The following is a 12,752-nucleotide window of genomic DNA, read 5'->3' as shown; positions in this document are numbered from 1 at the left end:
GCGCCCAACGCGGGGGAGGATCTCAAGTGACCAGCAGACCATGGACGTTCAGAGCGGCTGCGACAGCTGTCGCGTTCGCGGCGGCCACCGCCACGTTCTCGACGTTCACCATGGCGCAGGCCGATGACACGGCCAAGAACGCCACCAACCGGCACGACCCGGCGCCGGCGCACAACGAGGCCGACCACAACCTCGAAGGCCCGCTGAGCCAGACCCAGGAGGCCCAGCGCGAGGAGGCCCTCAAGCAGGTCATCTCGGGCAAGGCCCAGGTGAAGGAGCGCGCCGGCTCTCAGGTCGTCGAGCTCAAGAGCAAGAAGGGTGACAGCAAGTACGTCGAGCTGGGCCGCGAGAAGACCGACAAGATCTTCACGATCCTGGTCGAGTTCGGTGACCAGACCAAGCCCGAGTTCGGCGGCACCCCCGGCCCCGCCCACAACCAGATAGCCCAGCCCGACCGCGCCCAGGACAACAGCACGGCGTGGCAGGCGGACTACAACCAGAAGCACTTCCAGGACCTCTACTTCGGCACCGGCAAGGGTGTCGAGTCGATGAAGAAGTACTACGAGAAGCAGTCCTCGGGCCGCTACTCCATCGACGGCGAGGTCTCCGACTGGGTCAAGGTCCCCTACAACGAGGCCCGTTACGGCAACAACGCCTGTGGCGAGACCAACTGCCCGAGCGTGTGGAACATCGTCAGCGACGGTGTCACCTCGTGGGTCGCCCAGCAGAAGGCGGCGGGCCGCACCGACGCCCAGATCCAGGCGGACGTCAAGCAGTTCGACCAGTGGGACCGCTACGACTTCGACGGCGACGGCGACTTCAACGAGTCCGACGGCTACATCGACCACTTCCAGGTCGTGCACGCCGGTGAGGACGAGTCCGCGGGCGGCGGCGCGCAGGGCGAGGACGCCATCTGGGCCCACCGCTGGTACGCCTTCGGCACCGACGCCGGCGCCACCGGCCCGGACAGCAACAAGCTCGGCGGCGCCCAGATCGGCGACACCGGCATCTGGGTCGGCGACTACACCGTCCAGCCCGAGAACGGCGGACTCGGCGTCTTCGCCCACGAGTACGGCCACGACCTCGGTCTGCCGGACCACTACGACACCGCCGGCGGCGAGAACTCCACCGGCTTCTGGACGCTCATGTCCTCCGGCTCCTGGCTCGGCACCGGCAAGGACGCCATCGGTGACCTGCCCGGCGACATGACCTCCTGGGACAAGCTCCAGCTGGGCTGGCTCGACTTCGCCAAGGCGAAGGCCGCGACCAAGTCGAAGCACAAGCTGGGCGTCGCCGAGTACAACACCAAGAACAAGCAGGCGCTCATCGTCGAGCTGCCCAAGAAGCCGGTGACGACGGAGATCGTCACCCCGGCCGAGGGCACGCGGCAGTGGTGGAGCGGCAGCGGCGACAACCTCAAGAACACGCTGGCCCGTTCGGTGGACCTCACCGGCAAGTCGTCGGCGGCGCTGACCCTCGACGGCTGGTGGGCCATCGAGGCGGGCTATGACTACCTCTACACCGAGGTGTCCACCGACGGCGGCGCCAACTGGACCTCCCTGGACGGCACGGCCGACGGCCAGCCCCTCTCCCGGGACGGCAGCGACAAGCCCGCGCTGAGCGGCTTCTCCCAGACGTATAAGAAGCTGTCCTTCCCGCTGGACGCCTACGCCGGCAAGAAGATCGACCTGCGCTTCCGCTACGCCACCGACGGCGGCGTGGCCGAGAAGGGCTTCGCGGCCGACCGCATCTCGGTGACCGCGGACGGCGCGGCGCTGTTCACCGACAACGCCGAGACCGCGGACGCGGCCTGGACGGCGAGCGGCTTCGAGCGCATGGGCGCGTCCTTCACCAAGGACTACGCGCAGTACTACATCGCCGAGAACCGCCAGTACGTGTCGTACGACAAGACCCTGAAGGCCGGCCCGTACAACTTCGGCTTCTCCACCACCCGTCCGAGCTGGGTGGAGCACTACCCGTACCAGAACGGTCTGTTGATCTGGAAGTGGGACACCTCCCAGGCGGACAACAACACCAGCAAGCACCCGGGTGTCGGTCTGATCCTGCCGGTGGACTCCCACCACAAGGCGCTGAAGTGGTCCGACGGCACGCTGATGCGCAGCCGTATCCAGGCCTACGACTCGCCGTTCAGCCTGTACCGCACGGACGGCATCACGCTGCACAACGCGGACGTCGCGACGAAGATCCCGTCGTCGAAGGGTGTGCCGGTCTTCAACGACCACACGAACACCTACTACGACCAGGCGACCCCGCTCGCGGGCGTCAACATCACTGACACCAACACCAAGATCAAGATCGTCAAGGAGGCCAAGAATGGCTCCACGATCTCGGTCGAAGTTGGCCGTGCGGTGAAGTAGTCGGTAATTCCGCAGGTCAGAAGCGTATCGGCGGTGACCCCCTGGCGGGTCGCCGCCGATCGTGTTTAGGTGCGTCCTGTGGCTCTCTTATTGACACCGACGCACACGGGGGTGTGACCGCATGGCCGCAGGAGGTTTCTGCAAGCTGCCGACCGGCAGCGTGGTGGTGGCGCTGAACCTGCCCATGCCGACCGCCGACGGCACCGGCTCGGTCCGGGTCCTGGTCCACGCCCAGAACCGCGCACGCGCCCTGACCAGGCTGCGCAATCTGGGCCTGCGCGCGGTCTACCTGCGCGGCAACGCCTCCCCGCCGACCCCGGACGAGATCACCGCGGTCCTGCACCACCCCGACGGCCTCATATGGAGAACGGCCCCTGACAACGGTGTCGCCACGGGCCCGGAACTCGCCCAGGAGCTGTGGCGCCCGATCAGGGCCCTGCTGAGACGTCCCGCGGCGCAGGCGTAGCTAGGGCCTGTCGTTTGGATCAGGCCGGCTTCAAGAAGCGGTGCTGCCCGGCCCGAGCCGAGCGGGGTCTGGTGCGTGCAGCTGCAAGGCGGAGGAGGGAGTCGACGCGGAGCGTCGGCGACCGACGACAACGCCGCAGATGCGCGTGCCAGACCCCGCGACGCCGGACTGATCCAAACGACAGGCCCTAGGCCACCACAGGCTTCCCGGTCAGTTCCACCCCGGCCTCGCGCATCTCCTCCAGGGCCCGGTCCGTGGTCGCCTCGGCGACGCCCGCGGTCAGGTCCAGCAGGACGTGGGTGCGGAAGCCCTCCCGGGCGGCGTCCACCGCGGTGGCCCGTACGCAGTGGTCCGTGGCGATGCCGACCACGTCCACCTCGCCCACCTCCCGGGCGCGCAGCCAGTCGGCGAGCGTGACGCCGTTCTCGTCGACGCCCTCGAACCCGCTGTACGCCGCCGCGTACGCCCCCTTGTCGAAGACCGCGTCGATCGCGCCGGAGGCGACGGTGGGGGCGAAGTTCGGGTGGAAGCCGACCCCCTCGGTGCCCGCGACGCAGTGCGCGGGCCAGGAGCGTACGAAGTCGGGATTGTCGGCGAAGTGGCCGCCCGGCGCGATGTGGTGGTCCCGGGTGGCCACCACGTGCTGATAGCCGGTCCCGGCGGCCTGCCCCACCAGCTCGGTGATGGCGGCGGCGACATCGGCCCCGCCGGCCACCGCGAGGCTGCCCCCTTCGCAGAAGTCGTTCTGCACGTCTACGACGATCAAGGCGCGGCGCATGGTGGACGTCCTTCGACTAAGAGTGAACTTACGAGCCTAGAGACTTCGACGGCACTGCGGGAGGGCGCACCCGCATTAGCTACCCGAGCGCCCGGACAGGTACTCCGTCGGAATGACCGGTTCCCCCCGCGACAACTGTGTCGCCGACAGCGGCAGCCCCGCCCGGGCGGCGATGTGCCGGTCCCGTACGACGTCCAGCGGCTCGCGCGCGACGACCTCGCCGCCCTTGACCAGCTCCACCAGCAGCTGCCGCTCGGCCAGCTCCGCGGGCACCGCGTCGGTGCCGATGACCTCGGCCTCCGCCACGCCGTACGCGTCCAGCCGCCGTGCCGCCCACTTGCGGCCGCCGATGGAGGTCTTGCCGCCGGTGGACTTCTTCGCCACCGGCACCAGCGGCGCGCCCGGGTCGGCGGACTCGGCGCGGGCGACCAGCTTGTAGACCATCGAGCAGGTCGGGTGCCCGGAACCGGTCACCAGCTGGGTGCCGACGCCGTACGCGTCCACCGGCGCCGCGGCCAGCGAGGCGATGGCGTACTCGTCGAGATCCGAGGTCACGATGATCCGCGTGTCCCGGGCGCCCAGCTCGTCCAGCTGCTGGCGCACCCGGTGGGCCACCAGCAGCAGATCGCCGGAGTCGATCCGGACCGCGCCCAGCTCGGGCCCGGCCACCTCCACGGCCGTACGCACCGCCTCGGCGACGTCGTAGGTGTCCACCAGCAGCGTGGTGCCCCGGCCGAGCGAGTTCACCTGGGCCTGGAAGGCGTCCCGCTCCCGGTCGTGCAGGAGGGTGAAGGCGTGCGCGGAGGTGCCGACGGTCGGGATGCCGTAGCGAAAGCCGGCGGCCAGGTCGGAGGTGGTGGTGAAGCCGCCGATGTACGCGGCGCGCGCGGCGGCGACCGCGGCCAGCTCATGGGTGCGCCGGGCACCCATCTCGATCAGCGGCCGCTCGCCCGCGGCCGAGGACATCCGGGAGGCCGCCGCGGCGATGGCGGAGTCGTGGTTGAGGATGGAGAGGATCACCGTCTCCAGCAGCACGCACTCGGCGAAGGAGCCCTCGACCCGCATGATCGGCGAGCCGGGGAAATACACCTCGCCCTCCGGGTAGCCCCAGATGTCGCCGCTGAAGCGGTACCCGGCGAGCCAGTCCAGGGTCTCCTCGTCGACGATGGCCCGCTCGCGCAGGAAGCCGAGGACGCCCTCGTCGAAGCGGAAGTTCTCCACCGCGTCCAGCACCCGCCCGGTGCCCGCGACCACGCCGTACCGGCGCCCGTTCGGCAACCGTCGGGTGAAGACCTCGAACACGCTCCGCCGCTCGGCCGTGCCCGCCCGGAGAGCCGCCCGGAGCATCGTCAGCTCGTACTGGTCCGTGAAGAGCGCCGTCGAGGGAACATCCACCGGCAGCCCAAGGTCCGCTGTGTTCATGACGAAGATGCTACCCCACTTCGCGTCAGTGTGACGATTTATCGGGGGCGTGGCAGCATGGGCCATGTGACGTCACCCGCTCCCGTAGAGATCGAACGCACCGAGTCGGCGGAAGAGGTTTTCGCCGTTCCCGAGCCCGACGTCCCCTGGGTCACGATCGTCCACAACGACCCGGTCAACCTCATGAGCTACGTGACGTACGTCTTCCAGACGTACTTCGGCTATCCCAAGGACAAGGCCACCAAGCTCATGCTCGATGTCCACCACAAGGGCCGGGCGGTCGTCTCCAGCGGAACCCGCGAGGAGATGGAACGCGATGTGCAGGCCATGCACGGTTACGGTCTGTGGGCCACCCTCCAGCAGGACCGGAAGTAGCGACCAGCGCTGATGCCAGGAACCTTCGAACCGCTCCCCGGCGGCGGCGCGGCCGTCGCCCTCGACGACGTCGAGATCTCCATCATCCGGTCACTGGCCGTCCAGCTCCTGGAGCTGATCGGCCCGGGACCCGGCGCAGACAAGCCCGACGACCCGCTCGCCGAGCTCTTCGCCGACGGACCGAGCGAACCGCCCTCCGACCCCGTGCTGCGCCGGCTCTTCCCCGACGCCTACAGCGACCCCGAGGGCACCCCGGGGCCCCAGCAGGCCGAGGAGGAGCGCGCGTACTCCGCCGAGTTCCGCCGCTACACCGAGAACGACCTGCGGGCCGGCAAGCGGGAGAACGCCCTCGCGGTGATCCGCTCCCTGGACGAGCTCAGCTCCGCCGGTGACGGCGGCGCGGTGCTGAAGCTGGCGCCGGGGGAGTCCCGGCAATGGCTCAGTTCCCTCAACGACCTGCGCCTGGCGATCGGCTCCCGGCTGGACATCGTCGACGAGGACGACACGGACCTGCTCTACCGGCTTCCGGACGAGGACCCCCGTAAGCCGATGGTGATGGCCTACCTCTGGCTGGGCGGGCTCCAGGAGTCCCTCGTCTCCACGCTGATGCCGTGAACTCCCTGCAGATGCCCTGATGGTGACGGTTGTGACCGTTCCGCGCGTTCGCTCAGCGGACGCTCAAATCCGAATAACGATCGCGTCACCCTCCTGGCCTGCTGTGTCCCTTTTGTCGACCGTTTGCGCCCTTCTCCCTATGTGATGCGCCACATGCGACCCCGGCGATCAACGTTGCGGCCGTGATAGATCTTCACGACCGCTCGGACCGAACACCACCCGAATGTTCGGCCGGGTGCGCCACCGAGCCGACCATCGTCGGCCAGGCACCGCTCCATCAATCCGGGGGGATCGAGAACCGATCCGAGGCCGACGAGAGGCCCGGTTCGGCGTGGAGAAAGGCGCACGAATACATGACCTCCGCTCAGGTCGACACGGAGAAGGCTCCGGAAGAAGAGGGCTACGAGCGCGGCCTCGGCAGCCGCCAGGTCCAGATGATCGCCATCGGCGGCGCCATCGGCGTCGGCCTCTTCCTGGGGGCCGGGGCGAACATCGCCAAGGCCGGTCCCAGCCTCATCCTCATGTACGCCCTCGCGGGCGTCATCATCTTCTTCATCATGCGGGCGCTCGGCGAGCTGCTCCTGTACCGCCCGGTCTCGGGCTCCTTCGCGGAGTACTCCCGCGAGTTCCTCGGCCCGTTCTTCGGCTATTTCACCGGCTGGACGTACTGGCTGATGTGGGTCGTCACCGGTATGGCCGAACTGACGGCAGCCGCGATCTACGTCAACTACTGGTTCCCGCAGGTCCCGCAGTGGGTCACGGCCCTGGTCTTCCTGGTGGTGCTGTTCGCGGCCAACCTGATCTCGGTGAAGCTGTTCGGCGAGATCGAGTTCTGGTTCTCGATGGTCAAGGTGACCGCGCTGATCGGCATGATCGTGATCGGCCTCGGCGTCCTCACCTTCGGCTTCAGCTCCGCCGGTGACACCGCCGCGGTCTCCAACCTCTGGGCCTTCGACGGCTTCTTCCCCAAGGGCATCGGCTCCTCCCTGATGACCCTCCAGGGCGTCATGTTCGCCTACCTCGCCGTCGAGCTGGTCGGCGTCACCGCGGGCGAGTCGGAGAACCCCGAGAAGACCCTCCCCAAGGCGATCAACACCCTGCCCTGGCGCATCGCGCTCTTCTACGTCGGTGCCCTCACCGTCATCCTGTGCGTGGTCAAGTGGACCGAGTTCGCCGAGGGCGTCAGCCCCTTCGTGAAGGCCTTCGCGGTCATCGGCATCCCGGCCGGCGCCGGCATCGTCAACTTCGTGGTGCTCACCGCCGCGCTGTCGTCCTGCAACTCGGGCATGTACTCCACCGGCCGCATGCTGCGCACCCTGGCCGACAACGGCGAGGCCCCGCGCGTCTTCAGCAAGCTGTCCTCCACCAAGACGCCCGCGCTTGGCATCGGCGTCTCGGTCGTCTTCATGGGCATCGGCGTGGTGCTGAACTACATCGTCCCGGAGAAGGCCTTCGGCTACGTCGTCTCCGTCGCCACCGCGGCCGGCATCTGGACCTGGCTCATGATCCTCGTCAGCCACGTCCTGTACCGCCGCGCGGTCGACGCGGGCCGCCTGCCCGCCTCGTCCTTCCCGGCCCCGGGCGGCGCGAAGTGCAGCTGGGTCGCCATCGTCTTCCTGCTCTTCGTCACCGGCCTCATCGCCTACGACGCCGACTCCCGGGTCTGCCTGTACGTGATGGCCGGCTGGGCCGCGGCGCTCGGTGCCGGCTGGCTGGTGCTGAAGTCCCGGAACCCCGAGGTCACGCAGCGACGCGAGCCGGAGTTCGAGAAGGTCGGCTAGACGCTTCACTGAGAGGGCCGGTCTTCGGCTGCGGCGCCGTCCTGGCTGGTCGCGCAGTTCCCCGCGCCCCTGGGGTGCCTCAGCTGTCCGGCATATGGGCCACCCCGTACCACTCCTCGGTACGGGGTGGCCCCTCTGCTTATCCTGGCCAGCATGCTGACCATCACCCAGGCCCTCGTCGACCAGATCGTCGCGCACGCGCGCAAGGACCACCCAGACGAGGCGTGCGGCGTCGTCGCGGGGCCGGCCGGGACCGACCGCCCCGAGCGCTTCATCCCCATGCTGAACGCGGCCATGTCGCCCACGTTCTACGAGTTCGACTCCGGCGATCTGCTCAAGCTCTACCGCGAGCTGGACGACCGGGACGAGGAGCCGGTGGTCATCTACCACTCCCACACCGCGACCGAGGCCTACCCCTCCCGCACGGACATCTCCTACGCCAACGAGCCCGGCGCGCACTACGTCCTCGTCTCCACCGCCGACACCGACGGCCTCGGAGATTTCCAGTTCCGCTCCTTCCGGATCCTGGAGGGAGAGGTGACCGAGGAGGAGGTCAAGGTCGTGGAGGCGTACTGATCCCATTGCGTGGATGGTTTATGTCCGGCAGGTGAGATCACACTCCAGGAGCCGGTCCGGGAATCGATACGATGAGCCCATGGTTCTTCTCGACGTGAGCGACAGGGCGCCGGGCACACTGCTCGTTGCGCGGCTGCACGTCGACCTGTGCAGGCTGAACAGCGCCATCTGTTGACCGTCCCGCTGTAGCCGTACCGCCGCACAGACGCCGCGCGCCGCCGCCGCGCGCCCACCGAGACCAGACCACTTTTCCGACAGGAGCCCCTTGCCATGGCCATCGAGGTCCGCATCCCCACCATCCTCCGCACGTACACCGACGGTCAGAAGGCGGTGGAGGGCTCCGGGGACACCCTCGCCGACCTGTTCACCGACCTGGAGACCCGGCATGCGGGCATCCAGGCCCGCATCGTGGACGGCGAGCAGCTGCGCCGCTTCGTCAACGTCTACCTGAACGACGAGGACGTCCGCTTCCTGGACGGCATCAACACCAAGCTCACCGACGGCGACAGCGTCACGATCCTGCCGGCCGTGGCCGGCGGCATGGTCTGATCCGAATGCGCTACGACTCCCCGCTGGCCGCGGTGGGCAACACCCCTCTGGTGCGCCTGCCGCGGCTGTCGCCGTCCGCCGAGGTCCGGATCTGGGCCAAGCTGGAGGACCGCAACCCCACCGGCTCGGTCAAGGACCGCCCGGCCCTGCACATGATCGAGCAGGCGGAGAAGGACGGCCGGCTCACCCCGGGCTGCACCATCCTGGAGCCCACCAGCGGCAACACCGGCATCTCGCTGGCCATGGCCGCCAAGCTCAAGGGCTACCGCATGGTGTGCGTGATGCCCGAGAACACCTCCCAGGAGCGCCGGGACCTGCTCGGCATGTGGGGCGCCGAGATCATCTCCTCCCCGGCCGCGGGCGGCTCCAACACCGCCGTACGCGTCGCCAAGGAGCTGTCCGCCGAGCACCCCGACTGGGTGATGCTCTACCAGTACGGCAACCCGGACAACGCGGGCGCCCACTACGCGACCACCGGCCCCGAGATCCTCGCCGACCTCCCCTCCATCACCCACTTCGTGGCGGGCCTCGGCACCACCGGCACGCTGATGGGCGTGGGCCGCTTCCTGCGGGAGCAGAAGCCGGACGTGAAGATCGTCGCCGCCGAGCCGCGCTACGACGATCTCGTCTACGGCCTGCGCAACCTCGACGAGGGCTTCGTCCCCGAGCTGTACGACGCCTCCGTCCTCACCACCCGCTTCTCCGTCGGCTCCGCGGACGCGGTCACCCGCACCCGCGAGCTGCTCCAGCAGGAGGGCATCTTCGCCGGCGTCTCCACCGGCGCGGCCCTGCACGCCGCGATCGGCGTCGGGAACAAGGCCGTGAAGGCGGGCGAGAGCGCCGACATCGTCTTCGTCGTGGCCGACGGCGGCTGGAAGTACCTGTCGACCGGCGTCTACACCGCGCCGACGACGGAGGAAGCGATCGAGACGCTGCAGGGCCAGCTCTGGGCGTAGGCCCGCCCGCCTGACTCCTACGACGCCAGGTGACGGACCTGGTCCCACAGGACCGGGTCCACCACTCCCACCTTTCGCCGGAAGTCCCACACCGGCACCTCGCGCAGCTCGTCCGTCTCCAGGAAGCTCGCGCGGCCCTGGGCATCGCTCACCGCACCCGGCGGAAGCGGAATCACCCCGGAACGCTCGTCGTGGTAGCGGCTGGTGATCTTCGCGACGCGGACCCGCCTGCCGTGCACCGCCAGCACCAGACACGGCCGGTCCTTCGCACCGGGCCGGTCCTCGAACGGCACGCTCGCCCACCAGATCTCCGTGGGCCGCGGCCGCATCGCTGTCCGCCGCCGCCCCGGCCGCCCGGCGGGCCTGCGCCCCCACCCGTCCACCAGCGCGGCGACCAGCGCCAGCAGCACCACCGCCGCGAGCGCCAGCCACCAGGACGTGTCCATACGACGACGTTACCGGCGCGCGCCACCCCGCGCGCGCCCTTCTCGCGCCTCATGCGCCCCGCTGCCAGCCGAACCGGTGACACCACAGGTGAGTTCGCCCACAACAGCCCTTGGCGGAGGAGCGACCGGACGTTTTGCGCCTTACGCTCGACGAACCGCACGACCCCCGTCGCCCCCTATCCGGATTTCCCCGCCAGCGGAGGTTTCTGCTTCATGAAGCTCACCGTCGTCGGCTGCTCGGGGTCGTTCCCGTCCGCGGAATCGGCCTGCTCGAGCTACCTCGTCGAGGCCGACGGCTTCCGGCTGCTCCTCGACCTGGGCAACGGCGCCCTTGGCGAGCTGCAGCGCCACTGCGGTCTCTACGACCTCGACGCGATCTTCCTGAGTCATCTGCACGCCGACCACTGCATCGACATGTGCGCCTACTTCGTCGCGCGCTACTACCGGCACGACGGCGGCCGCTGCGCCCCGATCCCGGTCTACGGACCCGAGGGCACGGAGCACCGGCTGACCACCGCCTACGCCGACACTCCCTCCGCGTCCTCCATGAGCGAGGTCTTCGACTTCCACACGGTCAAGCCGTCCACCTTCGAGGTCGGCCCGTTCACCGTGCACACCGAGCGCGTGGCGCATCCGGTGGAGGCGTACGGCATCCGCGTCGAGCACGGCGGGAAGTCCCTGACGTACTCCGGAGACACGGGGGTGACCCCGGTGCTCGACGAACTCGCCCGGGACACGGACCTGTTCCTGTGCGAGGCCGCTTTCACGCACGGCAAGGAGAGCATCCCCGACCTGCACCTCAACGGCCGTGAGGCGGGCGAGACGGCGGTCCGCGCGGGCGCCCGCCGCCTGGTCCTGACCCACATCCCCCCGTGGACCGACCCCCAGACCAACCTCGCCGACGCGCGAGCGGTCTACGACGGGCCGGTGACACTGGCGGCGCCGAGGCAGACGTACGAGATCTAGCGGATACGCACACGAAGGCCCCGGTACCTCTTCGGTACCGGGGCCTTCGTCATCGTGCGGGGCTCACGCCTTCGTGAGGTCCTCGACCTCCTCCTCGGGCTCGCGGCCCGGGGTGGTGAGGTTGAACTTGGTGATGGCGAAGCGGAAGACGACGTAGTAGATGGCGGCGAAGGCCAGGCCGATCGGGATGATCATCCAGGGCTTGGTGGCCAGGTTCCAGTTGAGGAAGTAGTCGATCGCGCCGGCCGAGAAGCTGAAGCCGTGGTGCACTCCGAGGCCCCAGGTGACGGCCATGGAGACGGCGGTCAGCAGCGCGTGGATGACGTAGAGCAGCGGCGCGATGAACATGAACGCGAACTCGATCGGCTCGGTGATGCCGGTGACGAACGAGGTCAGCGCGAGGGACATCATCATGCCGCCGACGGCCTTGCGGCGCTCGGGACGGGCGGTGTGCGTGATCGCCAGGGCGGCGGCCGGGAGGGCGAACATCATGATCGGGAAGAAGCCGGTCATGAACTGGCCGGAGGTCGGGTCACCGTGGAAGAAGCGCGGCAGGTCGCCGTGCCAGACGGCACCCGCGGAGTCCGTGAAGGAGCCGATCTCCTGCCAGGCCACCGTGTTGACGAACTGGTGCATGCCGACCGGGAGCAGCGCGCGGTTGATCGCGCCGAAGATGCCCGCGCCCGCGGCGCCCAGACCGGTCATCCACTCACCGAAGTTGGTGATGACCTCACCGACGGGCTCCCAGGCCAGGCCGAAGAAGACACCGACGAGGGTGCCGATGAAGGCCATCAGGATCGGGACGAGGCGGCGGCCGTTGAAGAAGCCCAGCCAGTCCGGGAGCTTGGTGCGGTGGAAGCGCTGCCAGGTGACGGCGGCTATGAGGCCCATGATGATGCCGCCGAGGACCTTGGGGTCGTTGTAGGTGGCGGCGACGTCCGCACCCTTGGTGACCTTTGCTTCGGTGATCGGGAACGCGGTCAGTACGTTCTTGTAGACCAGGAAGCCGACCAGCGCCGCCAGGGCGGTGGAGCCGTCGGCCTTCTTGGCGAAGCCGATGGCGATGCCGACGCAGAACAGCAGCGGCAGATTGGCGAAGACGGCGTCGCCGGCGGTGGCGAAGACCGAGGCGACCTTGTTCCAGCCGAGACCGTCGGCGCCGAACACGTCGGGCTGGCCCAGCCGCAGCAGGATGCCCGCCGCCGGCAGTACGGCGATCGGGAGCTGGAGGCTGCGGCCGACCTTCTGAAGACCCTGGAACAGGCCGGATCCCCACTTCTTCGTGGGGGCCGCCGATGCGGTGGCGGTGCTCATAGACTTCCTCCATCGGGTGGTGGTCTACACCACTCAGTGGTGTAGACCTGTTGTAGCACGATGAAGGGCGCATAAGGAACCCGCGATTCCGGTGCAGGAACCGCGGGTTGCTCAACCGTTATTCGACGCT

14 protein-coding genes are annotated in these 12,752 nt (G+C 68.8%); 10 read left to right on the top strand and 4 right to left on the bottom strand.

Annotation, left to right across the window (positions count from 1 at the left end; all coding sequences use genetic code 11):
* Positions 1–26: 26 nt before the first annotated feature.
* Together STRCI_RS16325 and STRCI_RS16320 are read left to right on the top strand one after the other, a co-directional pair.
* Positions 27–2,378, top strand: a complete 2,352-nt coding sequence (locus STRCI_RS16325) for an immune inhibitor A domain-containing protein (RefSeq protein WP_269659686.1) — start codon at positions 27–29, stop codon at positions 2,376–2,378.
* A 121-nt stretch (positions 2,379–2,499) separates the two neighbouring features.
* Positions 2,500–2,844, top strand: a complete 345-nt coding sequence (locus STRCI_RS16320; protein ID WP_015660087.1) for a hypothetical protein — start codon at positions 2,500–2,502, stop codon at positions 2,842–2,844.
* 187 nt (positions 2,845–3,031) lie between these two features.
* Here the strand turns inward: STRCI_RS16320 and STRCI_RS16315 are convergent, their stop codons facing one another.
* On the bottom strand, positions 3,032–3,622 hold the full coding sequence (locus STRCI_RS16315) for an isochorismatase family protein (RefSeq protein ID WP_269659685.1): 591 nt from the start codon (positions 3,620–3,622) through the stop codon (positions 3,032–3,034).
* Between the two features lie 75 nt (positions 3,623–3,697).
* The gene (locus tag STRCI_RS16310) at positions 3,698–5,044 is read right to left on the bottom strand and encodes a nicotinate phosphoribosyltransferase (protein WP_269659684.1); all 1,347 of its coding nucleotides are present in this window, start codon (positions 5,042–5,044) and stop codon (positions 3,698–3,700) included.
* A gap of 57 nt (positions 5,045–5,101) precedes the next feature.
* Between STRCI_RS16310 and clpS the strand changes: the two genes are divergently transcribed.
* From clpS to STRCI_RS16280, 7 genes are all read left to right on the top strand, one after another.
* Positions 5,102–5,419 carry an ATP-dependent Clp protease adapter ClpS gene (clpS, locus tag STRCI_RS16305; protein WP_155054666.1) on the top strand — a complete coding sequence of 106 codons (318 nt, stop codon included), beginning with the start codon at positions 5,102–5,104 and terminating at the stop codon, positions 5,417–5,419.
* A gap of 12 nt (positions 5,420–5,431) precedes the next feature.
* Positions 5,432–6,034 carry a DUF2017 domain-containing protein gene (locus STRCI_RS16300; protein WP_269659683.1) on the top strand — a complete coding sequence of 201 codons (603 nt, stop codon included), beginning with the start codon at positions 5,432–5,434 and terminating at the stop codon, positions 6,032–6,034.
* 353 nt (positions 6,035–6,387) lie between these two features.
* Positions 6,388–7,815, top strand: coding sequence for an amino acid permease (locus STRCI_RS16295; protein WP_269659682.1), 1,428 nt, complete (start codon positions 6,388–6,390; stop codon positions 7,813–7,815).
* A gap of 153 nt (positions 7,816–7,968) precedes the next feature.
* Positions 7,969–8,391, top strand: a complete 423-nt coding sequence (locus STRCI_RS16290; protein ID WP_269659681.1) for a M67 family metallopeptidase — start codon at positions 7,969–7,971, stop codon at positions 8,389–8,391.
* Between the two features lie 79 nt (positions 8,392–8,470).
* On the top strand, positions 8,471–8,566 hold the full coding sequence (locus STRCI_RS43385) for a putative leader peptide (RefSeq protein ID WP_336298799.1): 96 nt from the start codon (positions 8,471–8,473) through the stop codon (positions 8,564–8,566).
* Positions 8,567–8,661: 95 nt separating this feature from the next.
* Positions 8,662–8,940 carry a MoaD/ThiS family protein gene (locus STRCI_RS16285; RefSeq protein ID WP_269659680.1) on the top strand — a complete coding sequence of 93 codons (279 nt, stop codon included), beginning with the start codon at positions 8,662–8,664 and terminating at the stop codon, positions 8,938–8,940.
* A 5-nt stretch (positions 8,941–8,945) separates the two neighbouring features.
* A complete protein-coding gene (locus STRCI_RS16280; protein ID WP_269659679.1) occupies positions 8,946–9,896 on the top strand; it encodes a PLP-dependent cysteine synthase family protein in 951 nt (316 codons plus the stop codon).
* Positions 9,897–9,913: 17 nt separating this feature from the next.
* On the opposite strand, the gene STRCI_RS16275 is transcribed toward STRCI_RS16280, so the two are convergent.
* The gene (locus STRCI_RS16275) at positions 9,914–10,342 is read right to left on the bottom strand and encodes a type II toxin-antitoxin system PemK/MazF family toxin (RefSeq protein ID WP_269659678.1); all 429 of its coding nucleotides are present in this window, start codon (positions 10,340–10,342) and stop codon (positions 9,914–9,916) included.
* Positions 10,343–10,555: 213 nt separating this feature from the next.
* On the opposite strand from STRCI_RS16275, the gene STRCI_RS16270 reads away from it, so the two are divergent.
* The gene (locus tag STRCI_RS16270) at positions 10,556–11,308 is read left to right on the top strand and encodes an MBL fold metallo-hydrolase (protein WP_269659677.1); all 753 of its coding nucleotides are present in this window, start codon (positions 10,556–10,558) and stop codon (positions 11,306–11,308) included.
* Positions 11,309–11,371: 63 nt separating this feature from the next.
* Here STRCI_RS16270 and STRCI_RS16265 read toward each other — a convergent pair whose 3' ends face one another.
* On the bottom strand, positions 11,372–12,622 hold the full coding sequence (locus STRCI_RS16265; protein WP_269659676.1) for a PTS transporter subunit EIIC: 1,251 nt from the start codon (positions 12,620–12,622) through the stop codon (positions 11,372–11,374).
* Positions 12,623–12,752: the final 130 nt, after the last annotated feature.

Origin of the sequence: Streptomyces cinnabarinus (assembly GCF_027270315.1) — a bacterium.
In the GTDB taxonomy this organism is placed as follows: domain Bacteria; phylum Actinomycetota; class Actinomycetes; order Streptomycetales; family Streptomycetaceae; genus Streptomyces; species Streptomyces cinnabarinus.
The sequence above is the reverse complement of the archived record's forward strand: the minus strand, read 5'-3'. Positions and strand labels throughout refer to the sequence as shown.

What these genes read in the sequence shown, in the direction of transcription:
- STRCI_RS16320 (WP_015660087.1), top strand. Translation starts at nt 2,500, where the DNA reads ATGGCCGCAGGAGGTTTCTGCAAGCTGCCGACCGGCAGCGTGGTGGTG.
- STRCI_RS16315 (WP_269659685.1), bottom strand. Translation starts at nt 3,622, where the DNA reads ATGCGCCGCGCCTTGATCGTCGTAGACGTGCAGAACGACTTCTGCGAA.
- STRCI_RS16310 (WP_269659684.1), bottom strand. Translation starts at nt 5,044, where the DNA reads ATGAACACAGCGGACCTTGGGCTGCCGGTGGATGTTCCCTCGACGGCG.
- clpS (WP_155054666.1), top strand. Translation starts at nt 5,102, where the DNA reads ATGGGCCATGTGACGTCACCCGCTCCCGTAGAGATCGAACGCACCGAG.
- STRCI_RS16300 (WP_269659683.1), top strand. Translation starts at nt 5,432, where the DNA reads ATGCCAGGAACCTTCGAACCGCTCCCCGGCGGCGGCGCGGCCGTCGCC.
- STRCI_RS16295 (WP_269659682.1), top strand. Translation starts at nt 6,388, where the DNA reads ATGACCTCCGCTCAGGTCGACACGGAGAAGGCTCCGGAAGAAGAGGGC.
- STRCI_RS16290 (WP_269659681.1), top strand. Translation starts at nt 7,969, where the DNA reads ATGCTGACCATCACCCAGGCCCTCGTCGACCAGATCGTCGCGCACGCG.
- STRCI_RS43385 (WP_336298799.1), top strand. Translation starts at nt 8,471, where the DNA reads ATGGTTCTTCTCGACGTGAGCGACAGGGCGCCGGGCACACTGCTCGTT.
- STRCI_RS16285 (WP_269659680.1), top strand. Translation starts at nt 8,662, where the DNA reads ATGGCCATCGAGGTCCGCATCCCCACCATCCTCCGCACGTACACCGAC.
- STRCI_RS16280 (WP_269659679.1), top strand. Translation starts at nt 8,946, where the DNA reads ATGCGCTACGACTCCCCGCTGGCCGCGGTGGGCAACACCCCTCTGGTG.
- STRCI_RS16275 (WP_269659678.1), bottom strand. Translation starts at nt 10,342, where the DNA reads ATGGACACGTCCTGGTGGCTGGCGCTCGCGGCGGTGGTGCTGCTGGCG.
- STRCI_RS16270 (WP_269659677.1), top strand. Translation starts at nt 10,556, where the DNA reads ATGAAGCTCACCGTCGTCGGCTGCTCGGGGTCGTTCCCGTCCGCGGAA.
- STRCI_RS16265 (WP_269659676.1), bottom strand. Translation starts at nt 12,622, where the DNA reads ATGAGCACCGCCACCGCATCGGCGGCCCCCACGAAGAAGTGGGGATCC.